Below are 13,101 nucleotides of genomic sequence, written 5' to 3' on the forward strand. Positions count from 1 at the left end.
GGTGGGATCAATCAACGAACACGCCCAGCCCGTCGGGCACCCGCCGGGCCGACGAGCCGGACGGATCGCTGACGATCCTGGTGTGCGGCGCGCCCGGCTCCCGGTGGACCAGCGTGGAGGAGCCACCGCCGTCGAGGTTGATCGCGTCGTCCAGCCCCAGCTCGGCCAGCAGCGCGGACAGCTCGGCGAGGGTGGCGCCCGCCGAGTCGGCCTGCCGCCCGTCCACGGTGACGAACATGATCGTGCGCCCGTCCGCGGTGTTGCCGACAGCGCTGCGCGGCGCGCGGATGCGGTCGTCGAGCCGTTCGGTCGGCTTGCCGTCGCGCAGGATCGGCTGCCCACCGACTGCGGCGTACGGCTTCACCCCCGATTCCGGGGTCAGCTCGTACTCGATGTCGACCGGATCGCCGACCTTGAACGCCCGCAGCGCGGCCGCGCCCTCCTCGCGGCCGTCGAGGGAGACCTCGTCGGGCGCCAGTGGCCGGGCTCCGGTGCTGGCGACCTCGGTGACCACGTTGTCCTTGACGATGATCTCCCATCGGTCGGCGGCACAGCCGGCCGCGGGATCGGTGTCGGTGCCGCACAGGGTCTGGGCGCGGTCGCGACCCCAGTCGGAGGTGAACAGCCCGATCCCGCCGACCGGCACCGCGTGCTGGTTGAGCGCGACGATCGGCAGCGTGCCGTACGGGCCGCTGATCTCGCCGGTCAGCGGTAGCCGGTCGATGCGGCCCACCCGGTCGACGCCGATCGCGTACGCGTAGTCCATCTCGGCGCCGGGTACGGCCGGTGCGGCCCGCCGCCCCTGCGGTACCGCCGCCTTGAGCGGACGTCCGCTCTGCACCGCGGGCCCGGTGGGTGCGCCGGTGGCGGAGATGTCGAAGAAGTCGCCGTTGATGCCGGCGACCGCGCCCGCGGCGTCGGCCATCTCCTGCACCGGCTTCGTCGCGGCGATCTTCCCGGCGGTGAGCAGGTCGATCCGCACGTTCGGCACCGTCATGTCGACCTGCACCAGATCACCGACGACCTGCTTCGCGGCCGCAGTGGTGGTGAACTCCCGATGGCTCACCCCCGGCGCGACGGCCTCGGCGGGGAAGAGCCGGTCCAGCACCCGCTCGAGGCCCTCGGCGCCGCGCGGCTCCGGCGGGACGGTGGCCGCGGCGACCGGCGTCGGCGCGGCGAGCGAGACGATCAGCGCACACGCGACCAGCCCGGCGCGCAGCCCGCACCGCCGTCCCCGCATCCGCACCTCCCCACGTGCGCTTCCGGGGAACGATCCGATCACGGACGGCGCAGGGCACCCGGCCGACACGCGTCACCCGACCGGGGAGCGTCGGCCGGCGGCCCGGCGGGGTCAGAGGCTGCGCAGGCGGTGCGGGACCTCGGCGGCCGACGGGTCGTCGACGTGCTCCGCGCTGCGCCTCGGCGCAGGGACGAGCGGAACCGGACGGCTGGTCATGGTGACGACCGTGCCGTGCTCGTCGTGGCGGATCCGCACCCGCTGCATGCAGGCGCGCACGGTGGTGAGTCCGTACCCGTTCTCCTTGCCGGCCCGGCGCCAGCGGCCGTGGTCGCGGACCTGGACGACGAGGTGGCGATCCGTGGGACCGATGACGACGCGGCCGGTGACCTCGACGTCACCGGGTTCGCCCGCGGGGTAGGCGTGCTCGACGGCGTTGCCGCAGGCCTCGCCGATCGCGAGGACCGCGTCGACCCGCTCCGGCTCCGGCCAGCCCAGCCCGGCGAGCCAGCGGTCGAACCCGTGCCGGAAGAAGACGAGCTGCACGGGATCGGCGCCGAAACGGATCGAGTAATAATCCGTCGGTTCCGTCACGCGCTCAGGATGACAAGTCCGGCGCCCGTCCGCGACCGGTGCGGGAATCGGCAGCCCCTGGCGACAGGCGGGCACCCGCGGGCAGCCGATCGCGATGCTGTAACCTTGGTGGTCGCGCGCCCAGTGTGTGTCCGGCTGGGGCCGCTGTCGTAGCGGTACGGGCCACATGGACAAGATTGCTGAGATGGAGGACTCGCCTTGACTGGTGGCCTGACCCCGAAGTGGAAGAAGTCGCGGTCGCGGACTCGGCACCGCCGCTCGAAGAACATGCGGCTGACGCTGCCGTCGTACGCCACGTGCAGCCGGTGCAAGCAGCAGCGGCCCGGCCACATCGCGTGCCCGCACTGCGGTTACTACAACGGCCGCGAGTACCCGGAAGCGATCGTCTTCAACCGCTGAGGTCGACGAGGGTCTCTCGTCACCACCTTCCCGGCCACCGCTCCCGCAGGGAGACGGTGGCCGGTTGCGTGTTCGCACTGAACCGCAGCGGTGCGACGAACGTCACGCTCGGGCGAGCACGGCAGCAGAGCCTGGGCCTCGTGGTCCCTCGGGCTCGAGCCGGCGTCAGCGCATGAGCGTCAGCCCATGAGCGACGTCGTGCTGCTCGGGTGCACCACCACGCACGCGACCACGGGGCTGGCGCGGAACGATCGCTCGTCCCGCGGTGTGATGAGCCCCAGATCGTACCCCGGCGCGGTCAGGACGCCCTGCTGCAGCTCCTCCTGGAAGGCCGCGGCGCAGTCGGCTGCGGACCTGGTGTCGCGCACCTCCGGGAAGCTGTCGCCGGCCGAGTAGGTGATCGTGGCGATCACCTGGGCGGTGTGCTCGCTCGTGCACGGCACGACCTCGACCGTGCTGATCGGCTGCGTCTGGCCGGGTTCGGGTGGCAGCTGCTTGCCGATGTAGCAGTCACCGGCCTGCAGGTCGATCGCCGAGAGCGTCCGCGACTCGGGCTCCTCCACCGCCTGCGTGGCCGCGGGTGACGCGCCACCGGCCGAGGTGCGGGTGCGCTGCTCCCCCGGTCCGAGCGCCGCACCGAGCGCTCCGAGCCCGAGGAACAGCAGGAACCCGCCCACCACGACGCCGACGACGATCTTCGCGACCGTGCGCCCCCCGCGCGGCGGCGGAGGCGGTGGTGGAGGCGCGGGCGCGGGCGCGGGCCCCGGCGGCGGCCCGTATCGCGGGTGGCCGTAGGGCTGCGGTGGGTGGTTCCAAGTCATCTGGGCTCCCGGGGCGGGCTCGATCACGGCGGAGGAAGTCTCCGTCGGGCCACGGCCCGCGCGCGCTCTCCGCAGGGGAAGGCGATGACCTGGTTCCGGGAAGGCTTCACTGACCGCCGAGGAAGCCCCTGAGAACGACGACGGCGAGGAGGCTCGCTCCCCGCCACCTTCAACGTATAGCGGACACCCGGTCTTGCGGCAAGCCCCGGGGGATGCGGCAAGCTCTCCGCCCGTTGCCCTTCACCTGCGGAAATCGGGGAGCTCATGATCGATGTCGTCATCGTCGGCGCCGGCCCGACCGGCCTGGTGCTGGCCGCCGAGCTGCGCCTGCGCGGAGTGCAGGTGCTCGTCGTGGAGCGGGAGCCGGAAGCGACGCCGGTGGTCCGCGCCCTCGGCTTGCACGTGCGCAGCATCGAGCTGCTCGACCAGCGCGGCCTGCTGGACCGCTTCCTCGAGCACGGCACGCGGTACCCGCTCGGCGGCTTCTTCGCCGGCATCACCGCACCCGCGCCGGATCTCGACACCACCTACCCGTTCGTCCTGGGCATCCCGCAGACGACGACCGACCGGCTGCTGGAGGAGCACGCCGTCGCGGTCGGTGCGGAGATCCGCCGCGGCTGCGCGCTGACCGGGTTGAGCCAGGACGAGGACGGCGTCACCGCCGAGCTGGCCGACGGCACCCGGGTACGGGCCCGCTGGCTCGTCGGCTGCGACGGCGGCCGCAGCACCGTGCGCGGCCTGGTCGGCATCGGCTTCCCGGGCGAACCGAGCACCACCGACGTCCTGCTCGGGGAGATGCGGGTCGACGTGCCGGAGCCCGAGCTGATGGCCGTGATGGCAGAGGTCCGCAAGACCGAGCGGCGGTTCGGCTTCATGCCCCTCGGCGACGGCTTCTACCGCGTCGGGGTGCCCGCGCAGGCGGTGGCCGAGGACCGCACCGTGCCGCCCACGCTCGACGAGTTCGCGGTGCAGTTGCGCGCCGTCGCCGGCACCGACTTCGGCGTGCACGCCCCGCGCTGGCTCTCCCGCTTCGGCGACGCGACCCGCCAGGCCGAGCGCTACCGGGCCGGGCGCGTTCTGCTCGCCGGCGACGCGGCGCACATCCATCCGCCGACCGGTGGCCAGGGGCTGAACCTGGGCATCCAGGACGCGTTCAACCTCGGCTGGAAGCTGGCCGCCGAGATCGCCGGCTGGGCGCCCGCCGGCCTGCTCGACACGTACGAGGCCGAGCGGCACCCGGTCGGCGCTGACGTCCTGCTCAACACCCGCGCGCAGATGGAGCTGCTGCGCACCGAGCCGGGTCCGCAGGCGGTGCGTGCGCTGCTGGCGGAGTTGATCGCGTTCCCGGAGGTCAACCGGTACCTGATCGAGAAGATCACCGCGATCGGGGTGCGCTACGACCTCGGCGACGACACCCCGCTGGTGGGCCGGCGGCTGCGCGACGTCCCGCTGAAGGAGGGGCGGCTGTTCGAGCTGCTGCGCAGCGGCCGCGGGCTGCTGCTCGACCGCACCGGCGCGCTGTCCGCGGCGGGCTGGGCGGACCGGGTGGACCACGTCGTCGGCGACTTCGGCGTCGAACCGGATGTCCCGGCGGTGCTGCTGCGCCCCGACGGCCACGTCGCGTGGGCCGGGGCCGACCAGGCAGGACTCGCCGCCCACCTCTCGCGCTGGTTCGGCGCTGCTGCCTGAGCTCCGTCCGCACTGAGCTACGTCCGCACCGCCCGGATCAGCCACGCGGCCGAGCCGAACCGCACCCCGTCGGCGGTCTCGTGCGCCGCCGTCGTCGAGCGCAGGGCCGCCTCGGCGCGCGCCCTCGTCTCGTCGTCCACGCCGTCGAGCATCCAGGCGAGCTGGCCGAGCACGAAGCGGGCGGCGTCGTCGCCGTCCTCGCCGAACCACATCTCGGCGACGAGCGGATCGAGGGTGATCTGCGCGAACCCGGCCGCGGTCAGGACGGAGCGGACGCGGTCCGGCTCGGCCAGCGCGAACGGCCCGGGCGCACCCGGCGGCGGGACGGGCAGCTCCCGGCCCGCGGCGAGCGCCCCGGCGAACGCCGGCAGCCATTCGTTGGCCTCCAGCGGCTGCCAGGTGAGCAGCGCGAGCCGCCCGCCGGGCCGCAGGGCGCCCGCCACGTTCGTGAACGCCGCGACCGGGTCGGCGAAGAACATCGCACCGGTCCGGCTCACGGCGACGTCGAACGACCCCGGCACGAACGGATGCACCTGCGCGTCCGCCTGCTCGAAGGCGGCGTTGACCTGCCCATCCGCTGCCGCACGGGCGCGGGCGACCTCGAGCATCCGCGACGACAGATCGACGCCCAGCGCGGCCCCGCCGGTGGCCGTCCGTGCGGCGTCGCGGGTGGTCTGCCCGGTGCCGCACCCGATGTCCAGCACGTGCTCGGCGGCCCCGATCGCCGCCGCGTCGAGCAGCGGGCCGTGGTAGGCGGCGACGGCCTTGTCGTAGCGGTCGGCGTGGGCCGCCCAGTACGCCCCTTCGGGGCCGTCCCACGCCGCGAGCTGGCCCTCGTTGGCGGGTGCGACCTGCAGCGCGACGTCGGTCATGGCGGCCCCCGTTCGAGTAATCTCCCTTTGGGAGTGCACACTGTCGTCCCTTTGGGAGTGTGATGTCAAGCCCGGCGCTGACCTCGACCTCGTACGCGTTCCTCGGCCTGCTCGCCGTCCGACCGTGGACCACGCACGAGCTGGTGCAGCAGGTCGACCGCAGCCTGCGCCGGTTCTGGCCGCGCACCCGCAGCAAGCTCTACGAGGAACCGAAGAAGCTGGTCGCGCACGGCTACGCGGAGGCGGCCGAGGACGCGGTGGGCCGCCGCCGGCGCACCCGCTACACGATCACCGACGCCGGTCGCCGCGCGCTCGCGGCGTGGGCGCGACAGCCCGGCGAGGGCCCGTCGCTGGAGTTCGAGCAGCTGCTGAAGATCCACTTCGCGGACAGCGCCGACAAGGCCGCCGTGCTGGCGAACCTGTACGCGACCCGCGAGTGGGTGCGTCGGGAGAACGTGGAGAACCTCGCCGCCGCTCGCGCCTACCTGGCCGGCACGGGCCCGTTCCCCGAACGGGCCGCGCTCAACCAGCTCATCGGCCGCTTCCTCACCGAGCACTACGCCTGCGTCGCGCGGTGGGCGGATTGGGCGATCGAGCAGGTCGAGCGCTGGCCCGACGACGTCACGCAGGCCCCGTACGACCTCGACGTGGCCAAGGCGGCGCTGCGCGTCGCGGAGAGCATCCCGCCGCCGGAGAGCGCCTGACCAGCCGCGACCCGCTCACCGCGCATCCAGCTCCCGGTACAGGGCGTGCACGGTGACGAGGGCCTCCTCCACCTCGGGCGGCAGCACCAGGTCGCCGTCGGTCAGCGCGCACACCGGCTCGCGGAACCGCTCGGTCACGTCGGCGCGCGGCCGGCCGGCGCGCACGCAGTCCAGCGCGTCGGTGAGCAGGTCGCGGTCGAGCTCGTGGCGCAGCCCCACCACCGAGTCCCGGTAGGAGCGGGGCGGGTCGCCGACGTGGTCGATCCAGGCTTGCACCAGTCGCTCGGCGTTCGGCGGCACCCGGACATCCTGCCCGCTGGACGTGCTGCCCCGCCGGCGTCCGGGCGTGGACGAGCAGCGCCGTGCAGCGGCCGCGCCGGGACGAGCAGCGCGGGGATCGTGATGACAGCGGCCGGATCGCCGCGCTGATCACCGGGTCAGCGCTCGTCGGTGCCGCGGTCGCGACGCTGGGCCGGCGGCTCGACGCGGCGCGCGGGCCGCGGGCCGGCCGGCTCCGGTGCACGGCGGCGGGCACCGGGTCTGGCACTGCGGAGTCGCCCTACCCCGTCCGCAGGGCCAGCAGAGTCCGCGCCACCGGAGCCCACCGCTCGACGTAGTCGTCCAGGGCCGACGACTCGGCGAACGCGGAATCGAGCAGGTAGAGCCCGGGCAGGGCGCAGGTGCCGCCGAGTTCGCTGAGCACGGGCTTGAGCGTCAGGTCGGGGGCCATGGCGTGGCCGGGGCCGGCGCCGAGCATCAGCGGGACGGCGACGACGTCGCGCAGGCCGGTGCCGCCGGCGAACTGGTCGAGGAACAGCTTGAGCAGCCCCGTGTAGGTGGCCTTGAAGGTCGGGCTGGCGAACACGACCAGCGACGATTCCTGCACGGCCGTGACCGCGGCGGCCACGGCCTCGTCGCCCCAGCCGAGCAGGCCGGGGCCGAGCTCGATCAGCTCGATCACGTGATCGGGGGCGGCGCCGGTGAGGCGTTCGGCCAGCAGCTCCCCGGCGGTGCGGGTGCGGGAGGCGGGCTTGGGGTTGCCGACGACGACGGTGACGGTCACGAGAGCTCCAGGAGGCGGACGGGCCGGGAGCCGACCGGCCCGAGGGTGGGGGCGGGGACGGGCAGGACGGCGAGGTCGGGGCGGGCGAGGCCGGCGGGGGTGGCCGGACCGGGCAGCAACCTGACGGCGCGGTGGCCGAGATCAGCCAGGATCGCGCCCACGGCGCCGTCGTCGGCCGCGGTCCAGGTGTGCTCGACGGGGCCGACGGCCCGGGCGTCCGGGCGGCGGACGTAGACGAGCACGCCGCCCTCCCGGGCGATCAGTGCGGCGAGCGCGGCGAGGCGGCGGGCGCAGTCGCAGGCCAGCGACCGCAGCACGGTGCCGGCGAGGCACTCCGGGTAGACCGCGACGAGCGGGCGGGTGGCCGCGCCGGGCCCGACGAGCGCGACGTGCTCGGCGCCGGTGACCTCGTCCCGGTAGCCGACGGCGTCGAGCACCCCGTGCTCGGTGGGCAGCCGGGTGGTGGCGGCGCGGGTGGCCCGGCCCCGCTCGCCGTCGCCGAACTTCAGGCGGTGCGCGACGAGCTCGGCGATGTCGAGGATGGGCAGCTCGAAGCGGGCGGCGAGCAGGGCGGCGTCCTCACGGCCGGCCATCCCGGTCCCGTCCGCCACGACCTCGGCGATCAGCCCGACGGGCGGCAGCCCAGCGAGCCGGCACAGGTCGACCGCGGCCTCGGTGTGCCCGGGCCGGGCGATCACCCCGCCGTTGCGGGCCCGCAGCGGCAGCACGTGGCCGGGCCGGACGAGATCGGACGGGCGGCTGGTCGGGTCGGCGAGCACCCGGGCGGTGCGGGCCCGGTCCTTCGCACTGATCCCCGTGCTGACGCCGTGCGCCGCGTCGACCGAGACCGTGTAGGCGGTGCCGCGCGGGTCCTGGTTGTCCCGGACCATCGGCGGCAGGGCGAGCGCGTCGGCGCGCTCGGCGGGCAGCGGTGCGCACAGCAGCCCGGACGTGTGGCGGACGGCCCACGCGGTCCACCGCGGCTCGGCCAGCGCCGCCGGCAGGACCACGTCGTACTCGTTCTCCCGCCCGGCGTCGTCGGCGACGAGGACGGGTCGCCCGGCGCGCAGCGCTGCGACGGCCGCCCCGACGCGGTCGACGGTGGAGAGGGTCTCGGGCTGCGCGGACATCACGCGGCCAGCGCGGACAGGGCGTGGAAGCGGCTGCCGTGGAAGACCAGCGGCGCGACGTCGTCGTGCGTCTGCATCGCCTCCACCCGCAGCAGCACCAGATCATGGTCCCCGGCCGGTACGCTCGCGTGGATCGAGCAGTCCAGCCACGCCGCCGCGTCGTGCAGCAGCACCGCGCCCTCGTCGGTGGTGGTGTAGGGAACCCCGGCGAACCGGTCACCGGTCTTCGCCGCGATCTGCCGGCACACCCGGTCGTGCGTCTCCCCCAGCACCGACAACCCCAGCCGCGGCCGGTCCGCCAACTGCGGCCACGTCGTCGACGTGCGCTGCACGCACACCGACACCAGCGGCGGATCCAGCGACACGGCCACGAACGAGCTGGCCACGATGCCGACCGGCGCACCGCCGCGCATCGCGCCGATCGCGATCACCCCGCTCGGGAACGTGCCGTACACCCGCCGCAGTGCGCTCGTCTCGGTCGGATCGGGGACGATCATCACAAGCCTCCTGTCACCGTGCGGTGAGGACCAGGGAACCCGGAAGGCGTTACCCGCGCGTTACGGGTACCGATCAGTGGATTGCGCTGCCCCGCGACCGTCGCCCGGTCCGTCGACCAGCGGCGCCGGGACGCAGGCCGGACGATTCCGCCGCGGCTTCGGCGCCGCCCGGCCCCGGGGCCCGGGCCGGGCCCCGGACGGTCGGCGTCAGAACTCGAACAAGTTCTCCTTGAACGTGCCGTAGGAGTAGCCGGAGCGGATCATGCCGCGGCGGCGCAGCACCGGTGCGAGCCCGTCGCAGACCTCGGTGACGGCCTTGCGGGTCGGCGGGGCTTCCCGACCGGCCCGGCGCGCGTCAGCTCGGCGGCGGGTGGCATTCGTCGCGGTCACCTCATCGCCGATCTGGTCATCGCGCAGGTCGATCTGCGGATGCGGCTGATCGGGGCGGCCTGGCCGAGCCCTCTCCCACCGGCTCACCGGCGCCGGAGCAAGTCGGGTGAACCGAGGTTGCAAGGCCCCCCGACCCCGGTGCTATGAGGGAGCGGTGGGGGATTCCCCACGGCGCCGACGGCTTGTCGCTCCGGAGAGGAGAGGCTGATGGAGGCACGTGAGTTCCTGAGCACCGTTCGCGACCGCGGCAGCTACGCGGACCGGACGGAGGCCGAGCAGGTGACGAGGGCCGTCCTGGCGGTCCTCGGCCGGCGGCTGGGGGCCGACGTGGCCAAGGACGTGGCCGTACAGCTGCCGGTCGGTCTGCAGGAATCGCTGACGAACACGGCCGGTCCGGTAGAGGGGTTCGGGCCGGATGCGTTCCTCTCCCGGGTCGCGCAGGCCCTCGGCACGTCGATCGCGACCGCGAAGTGGGACGTCGGGGCGGTGCTGAGCACGCTGGCCGACGCCCTGTCCGTCGATCAGCTGGCGCAGCTCATGGGCGTGCTGGGGCCGGGCTACGCGATCCTGTTCGGCCAGCGGGTTCCCGCGGCCGTCACCCGCTGAGCCCTGCAGCTGCCGTCCTGGACGTGATCCACCGCCAACGTCACTGCTACCGGTACGGCGCCCGGGGCCGCGGCGGTGGCTGGACGTGCTCCGTCCAGCGGACGCCGTCCCACCACCGCAGCGCCCCGGCGTCGTCCGGGTACCAGCCGGCGGGCGGACCGGCGGGGGGCGGCGCCACGGCCGCCCGGCGGGGCGCAGGCGCCAGGGGCTGGGGTGCCGGTGCCGGAGCGGGCGCCGGCGGCACGATGACCTCGACCGACTGCGTGACGTTCTGCACCGGCATGACGTAGGAGTTGCCCTTGCCGGCCGTGCCCGTGCGGTCGTGCAGGGAGAGCTTGTGACCGCAGGCGCGGCAGTTCGCCGTGAACAGGCTGATGAACGCGGAGAGCCCAAGGGTCATCAGGAAGGCGAACGCCTTGCCCGTCATCCGGCCGAACTCCGCCGCGCTGCTGTTGGTGCAGCGCTTGCAGTTGTGGCAGCCGGTCCGTACGCGAAACACCACCTGGCCGGTCTCCTCGATCCGATCTTCTTCGCGAAGATCGGATCGGCGGATCACCTGTTCGTGTTACGCCCCGCTGCTCACAGCGCCCGACGAGGGATTCGTAACTCTCCGGGTCCGCGGCACGACTACGGGCGATGTGGATCAGTGGCGCTCCACCGCTCCCCCACCAGTGACGGCACCGCCGACCCCGAAACGGATCACGCACCGATGACCGGCACCACGACGACCGACCCCGACGCGCTCGGCCTCCAGCTCACCGCGGAGGAGGCCCTGGTCCTCACCACACTGCAGCAGGTGATGCTCGGCCGGGACCTGATCGCCGAGAAGAACGCGGCACGGGCCGAGCTGAAGACCCGCTTCCGCAACGAGTTCGCCGAGGCCGCCGAGCAGGCCTACTGGTCGAAGCCCGAGAAGCTGCCGGAGTGGGCTCGCGGTCCGGCCGCCGCCATCGCGGCGAAGGTGCCGTCCCACCAGCGCCGCTACATCGAGGAGGCCGCGGCCGCGTTCGGGCCGCAGATCGCCCGGCGCTCCCGGGCGCTGCTGCTCGGTATCGAGCTGGTCGCCTACCAGCCGTGGGGCGAGGACGCGAGCTGGGTGCCGCGGGCCCGCCGCGACGCGCTCAAGGCGGTCGCCGGGTACCTGCCCGCCCTGCGGGACGGCGATCTCGACGCAGCACAGGCGGAGTTCACCGCGGTCTCGCGGGCAGTGGCCCGCCGCAACGTCCGCTGGGGCCGGGTCGCCGCCGCGTCGGCCGCGGGGCTGGTGCTCGGCGTCGCCACGATGGGCGCCGCGGCACCGCTGATCGGCGCCGCCGTGGGCAGCGCCCTCGGCCTGTCCGGGGCCGCGGCGACCTCGGCCGGGCTGGCCTTCCTCGGCGGCGGATCGATCGCCGCGGGCGGGTTCGGGATGGCCGGCGGCACGGCGCTGCTCACCGGCGTCGGCGCCATCGGTGGTGCGAGCGCCGCCGCCGTCGGATCGCGGCTGACCGGCTGGACGTCCGGGCAGGTCGTCGTCGAGGCGATCAAGCTCGACGTCGTGACCCGCCTGGTCATCCTCGACGCAGAGGGCGACGACGAGAAGGCCCGCCGCGTCGTCGAGGGCCTGCAGGCGCGCCTCGACGAGGTCACCTCCAAGATCGGCCTGCTGTCCGAGCAGCTGCTCGCCTTGCGCACGGAGAACCAGCGCCTCACCGCCGAGAACGAGGAGCTGCGCGCCCGGCTGGAGAGCGAGCGCGAGGACGCCACGATGGCGGAGGCCGCGCTGACCGTCGTCATCGACCGGATCTCCGACGATGGCTGAGCTCGACGACTCGGTCCTGCGGAACCTGGACACGCAGCACCGCCGGCTCGCCGAGATCGAGGCCCACCTCGATGCCCTCCTCGCCGGCGAGGAGCCGGCAGCGCTCCCGGCGGCCCCGGACCGACCGGAGACCTACGACCGGCTCACGGCCACGAACGACGCGCTCCGCGCTGAGCGCGGCTGGGACGAGGTCGATCTCGACGCCGCCCTGTCGCCGGAGGCGCTCGCGGAGTTCGAGCTGTGGCGGCGACGCCGGCGGATGCCGTGGGGCGTCGACGACGCCGCTGCGGTCGCCTTCGCCGGAGTGCTCGGGGTCGCGGCCACGGTGTTCGACGACAAGATCGACAAGGGCGTGAAGGAGCGGCTGAAGGCGCTGCACAAGACTCCGCTGATCCAGCGGTGGGAGAAGGACGCCAAGCGCATGCCCATCGACTACATGGGCAAGGGCTTCGGCGGGAGGCTGCACCGCGTCCGCTCGGCGGGCCACGACATCGGCCGGCCGTTCGAGGCCCTGCGGCAGATCCGGCGCGGCGAGTTCCGCGGGTTCCGCTGGGAGTACGGCGTCCGGCACACGGTCACGGCCACCGGGCCGAAGCCCGGCGTGTCGTACGTGCCGGCCGCCACCCTCGGCGAGGCGATCGTCCTGTGGGGCAAGCACCTCGTCGCCGACGTCGTCACCGAGACGAGCCTGCCGCTGCCCGGCTGGACCAAGCTCTACGAACTCGACGACCGCACCCTGCGCACGTTCGCCCACCAGGCCTACGGCAACGGCGCCGACCTGCGCTCCTTCGCCGTCAGCACCCTGCCCGTCATGACGACGGAGATCGTCGTCCGCACCCACGTCCACGGCCGTGCGATGCTCCGCGCCGGCACCGCCGCACTGAACCCCGCCGAGGTGGCCCTGCGCACCGAACTGCTGCTCGCCGGCCACGCCCTCGTCGGCGCCGCCTCCCTCGGCAAGGCGACGACCACGGTCCTCACGAGTGCCGCCCTCCCCGCCGTCACCCGCTACGCGAAGGCCTTCGCGCACATCAACTGGCCGGTGCTCATGAAGGCGGCCACCACCGCGCTCGACGTGGCGCGGGACGCCCGCGCGCGGCGGTCGACGGCGAAGTCGTGGGACGAGCTGCTCGCGGACCTGGCCCAGCCGTGGCAGCTGGCCGAGTCGGTGGCGGTGGAGGAGATCCTGAGCCAGGAGTCGCCCTAGCTGTAGTGACTCAGGACGTTGTTGTCAGTGCTCGACGGCGTGTCGGCTTGAACGAGGGGAGGGCCTCCGGGCGAGGTGGGTGTGTCTGAGG

16 protein-coding genes are annotated in these 13,101 nt (G+C 74.1%); 6 read left to right on the forward strand and 10 right to left on the reverse strand.

Translation table 11 applies throughout. The features are described 5' to 3' along the window. Positions 1–7: 7 nt before the first annotated feature. A complete protein-coding gene (locus BUE41_RS17855; protein WP_143172217.1) occupies positions 8–1,240 on the reverse strand; it encodes a phosphodiester glycosidase family protein in 1,233 nt (410 codons plus the stop codon). A 111-nt stretch (positions 1,241–1,351) separates the two neighbouring features. Further along, positions 1,352–1,831 (reverse strand): ATP-binding protein, encoded by a 480-nt coding sequence (locus tag BUE41_RS17860; RefSeq protein ID WP_234997362.1) that lies wholly within the window; start codon positions 1,829–1,831, stop codon positions 1,352–1,354. A gap of 198 nt (positions 1,832–2,029) precedes the next feature. Here BUE41_RS17860 and rpmF point away from each other — a divergent pair, with 198 nt between their 5' ends. Then, on the forward strand, positions 2,030–2,230 hold the full coding sequence (gene rpmF / locus BUE41_RS17865; protein WP_407691676.1) for a 50S ribosomal protein L32: 201 nt from the start codon (positions 2,030–2,032) through the stop codon (positions 2,228–2,230). Between the two features lie 179 nt (positions 2,231–2,409). Here rpmF and BUE41_RS17870 read toward each other — a convergent pair whose 3' ends face one another. After that, positions 2,410–3,051, reverse strand: a complete 642-nt coding sequence (locus BUE41_RS17870; RefSeq protein ID WP_143172218.1) for a hypothetical protein — start codon at positions 3,049–3,051, stop codon at positions 2,410–2,412. A gap of 264 nt (positions 3,052–3,315) precedes the next feature. Between BUE41_RS17870 and rox the strand changes: the two genes are divergently transcribed. Next, a complete protein-coding gene (rox, locus tag BUE41_RS17875; RefSeq protein ID WP_073458258.1) occupies positions 3,316–4,740 on the forward strand; it encodes a rifampin monooxygenase in 1,425 nt (474 codons plus the stop codon). Positions 4,741–4,757: 17 nt separating this feature from the next. Here rox and BUE41_RS17880 read toward each other — a convergent pair whose 3' ends face one another. Next, a complete protein-coding gene (locus tag BUE41_RS17880) occupies positions 4,758–5,612 on the reverse strand; it encodes a class I SAM-dependent methyltransferase (RefSeq protein ID WP_073458259.1) in 855 nt (284 codons plus the stop codon). Between the two features lie 62 nt (positions 5,613–5,674). On the opposite strand from BUE41_RS17880, the gene BUE41_RS17885 reads away from it, so the two are divergent. Next, a complete protein-coding gene (locus BUE41_RS17885) occupies positions 5,675–6,316 on the forward strand; it encodes a helix-turn-helix transcriptional regulator (protein WP_073458260.1) in 642 nt (213 codons plus the stop codon). A gap of 15 nt (positions 6,317–6,331) precedes the next feature. Here the strand turns inward: BUE41_RS17885 and BUE41_RS17890 are convergent, their stop codons facing one another. The 5 genes from BUE41_RS17890 to BUE41_RS17915 form a co-directional block, all read right to left on the reverse strand. Further along, positions 6,332–6,616, reverse strand: coding sequence for a hypothetical protein (locus BUE41_RS17890; protein ID WP_073458261.1), 285 nt, complete (start codon positions 6,614–6,616; stop codon positions 6,332–6,334). A gap of 259 nt (positions 6,617–6,875) precedes the next feature. After that, the gene (locus BUE41_RS17900) at positions 6,876–7,379 is read right to left on the reverse strand and encodes an NADPH-dependent FMN reductase (protein ID WP_073458263.1); all 504 of its coding nucleotides are present in this window, start codon (positions 7,377–7,379) and stop codon (positions 6,876–6,878) included. Continuing rightward, positions 7,376–8,509 (reverse strand): 3,4-dihydroxy-2-butanone-4-phosphate synthase, encoded by a 1,134-nt coding sequence (gene ribB / locus BUE41_RS17905; protein WP_073458264.1) that lies wholly within the window; start codon positions 8,507–8,509, stop codon positions 7,376–7,378. Before ribB ends, BUE41_RS17900 begins: the two co-directional genes overlap by 4 nt. Further along, positions 8,509–9,006 (reverse strand): flavin reductase family protein, encoded by a 498-nt coding sequence (locus BUE41_RS17910; RefSeq protein ID WP_073458265.1) that lies wholly within the window; start codon positions 9,004–9,006, stop codon positions 8,509–8,511. The genes ribB and BUE41_RS17910 overlap by 1 nt, the downstream gene beginning before the upstream one ends. A gap of 207 nt (positions 9,007–9,213) precedes the next feature. After that, entirely contained in the window at positions 9,214–9,396 is a 183-nt protein-coding gene (locus tag BUE41_RS17915) for a hypothetical protein (RefSeq protein ID WP_143172219.1), read from the reverse strand. Positions 9,397–9,603: 207 nt separating this feature from the next. On the opposite strand from BUE41_RS17915, the gene BUE41_RS17920 reads away from it, so the two are divergent. Further along, on the forward strand, positions 9,604–10,002 hold the full coding sequence (locus BUE41_RS17920) for a DUF2267 domain-containing protein (protein ID WP_073458267.1): 399 nt from the start codon (positions 9,604–9,606) through the stop codon (positions 10,000–10,002). A 46-nt stretch (positions 10,003–10,048) separates the two neighbouring features. On the opposite strand, the gene BUE41_RS32035 is transcribed toward BUE41_RS17920, so the two are convergent. Then, positions 10,049–10,501, reverse strand: a complete 453-nt coding sequence (locus BUE41_RS32035; RefSeq protein WP_234997363.1) for a DUF2510 domain-containing protein — start codon at positions 10,499–10,501, stop codon at positions 10,049–10,051. Positions 10,502–10,711: 210 nt separating this feature from the next. Here BUE41_RS32035 and BUE41_RS17930 point away from each other — a divergent pair, with 210 nt between their 5' ends. Continuing rightward, positions 10,712–11,803, forward strand: coding sequence for a hypothetical protein (locus tag BUE41_RS17930; RefSeq protein ID WP_073458268.1), 1,092 nt, complete (start codon positions 10,712–10,714; stop codon positions 11,801–11,803). Further along, positions 11,796–13,010, forward strand: coding sequence for a hypothetical protein (locus BUE41_RS17935; RefSeq protein ID WP_073458269.1), 1,215 nt, complete (start codon positions 11,796–11,798; stop codon positions 13,008–13,010). Before BUE41_RS17930 ends, BUE41_RS17935 begins: the two co-directional genes overlap by 8 nt. Positions 13,011–13,101: the final 91 nt, after the last annotated feature.

Source organism: Pseudonocardia thermophila, from assembly GCF_900142365.1.
Lineage (GTDB): Bacteria > Actinomycetota > Actinomycetes > Mycobacteriales > Pseudonocardiaceae > Pseudonocardia > Pseudonocardia thermophila.

Bases quoted from the DNA above. Each gene is read 5' to 3' on its own strand.
- BUE41_RS17935 (WP_073458269.1), top strand. From the start codon at position 11,796: ATGGCTGAGCTCGACGACTCGGTCCTGCGGAACCTGGACACGCAGCAC.
- BUE41_RS17885 (WP_073458260.1), top strand. From the start codon at position 5,675: ATGTCAAGCCCGGCGCTGACCTCGACCTCGTACGCGTTCCTCGGCCTG.
- ribB (WP_073458264.1), bottom strand. From the start codon at position 8,509: ATGTCCGCGCAGCCCGAGACCCTCTCCACCGTCGACCGCGTCGGGGCG.
- rox (WP_073458258.1), top strand. From the start codon at position 3,316: ATGATCGATGTCGTCATCGTCGGCGCCGGCCCGACCGGCCTGGTGCTG.
- BUE41_RS17870 (WP_143172218.1), bottom strand. From the start codon at position 3,051: ATGACTTGGAACCACCCACCGCAGCCCTACGGCCACCCGCGATACGGG.
- BUE41_RS17880 (WP_073458259.1), bottom strand. From the start codon at position 5,612: ATGACCGACGTCGCGCTGCAGGTCGCACCCGCCAACGAGGGCCAGCTC.
- BUE41_RS17930 (WP_073458268.1), top strand. From the start codon at position 10,712: ATGACCGGCACCACGACGACCGACCCCGACGCGCTCGGCCTCCAGCTC.
- BUE41_RS17920 (WP_073458267.1), top strand. From the start codon at position 9,604: ATGGAGGCACGTGAGTTCCTGAGCACCGTTCGCGACCGCGGCAGCTAC.
- BUE41_RS17910 (WP_073458265.1), bottom strand. From the start codon at position 9,006: ATGATCGTCCCCGATCCGACCGAGACGAGCGCACTGCGGCGGGTGTAC.
- BUE41_RS17855 (WP_143172217.1), bottom strand. From the start codon at position 1,240: ATGCGGGGACGGCGGTGCGGGCTGCGCGCCGGGCTGGTCGCGTGTGCG.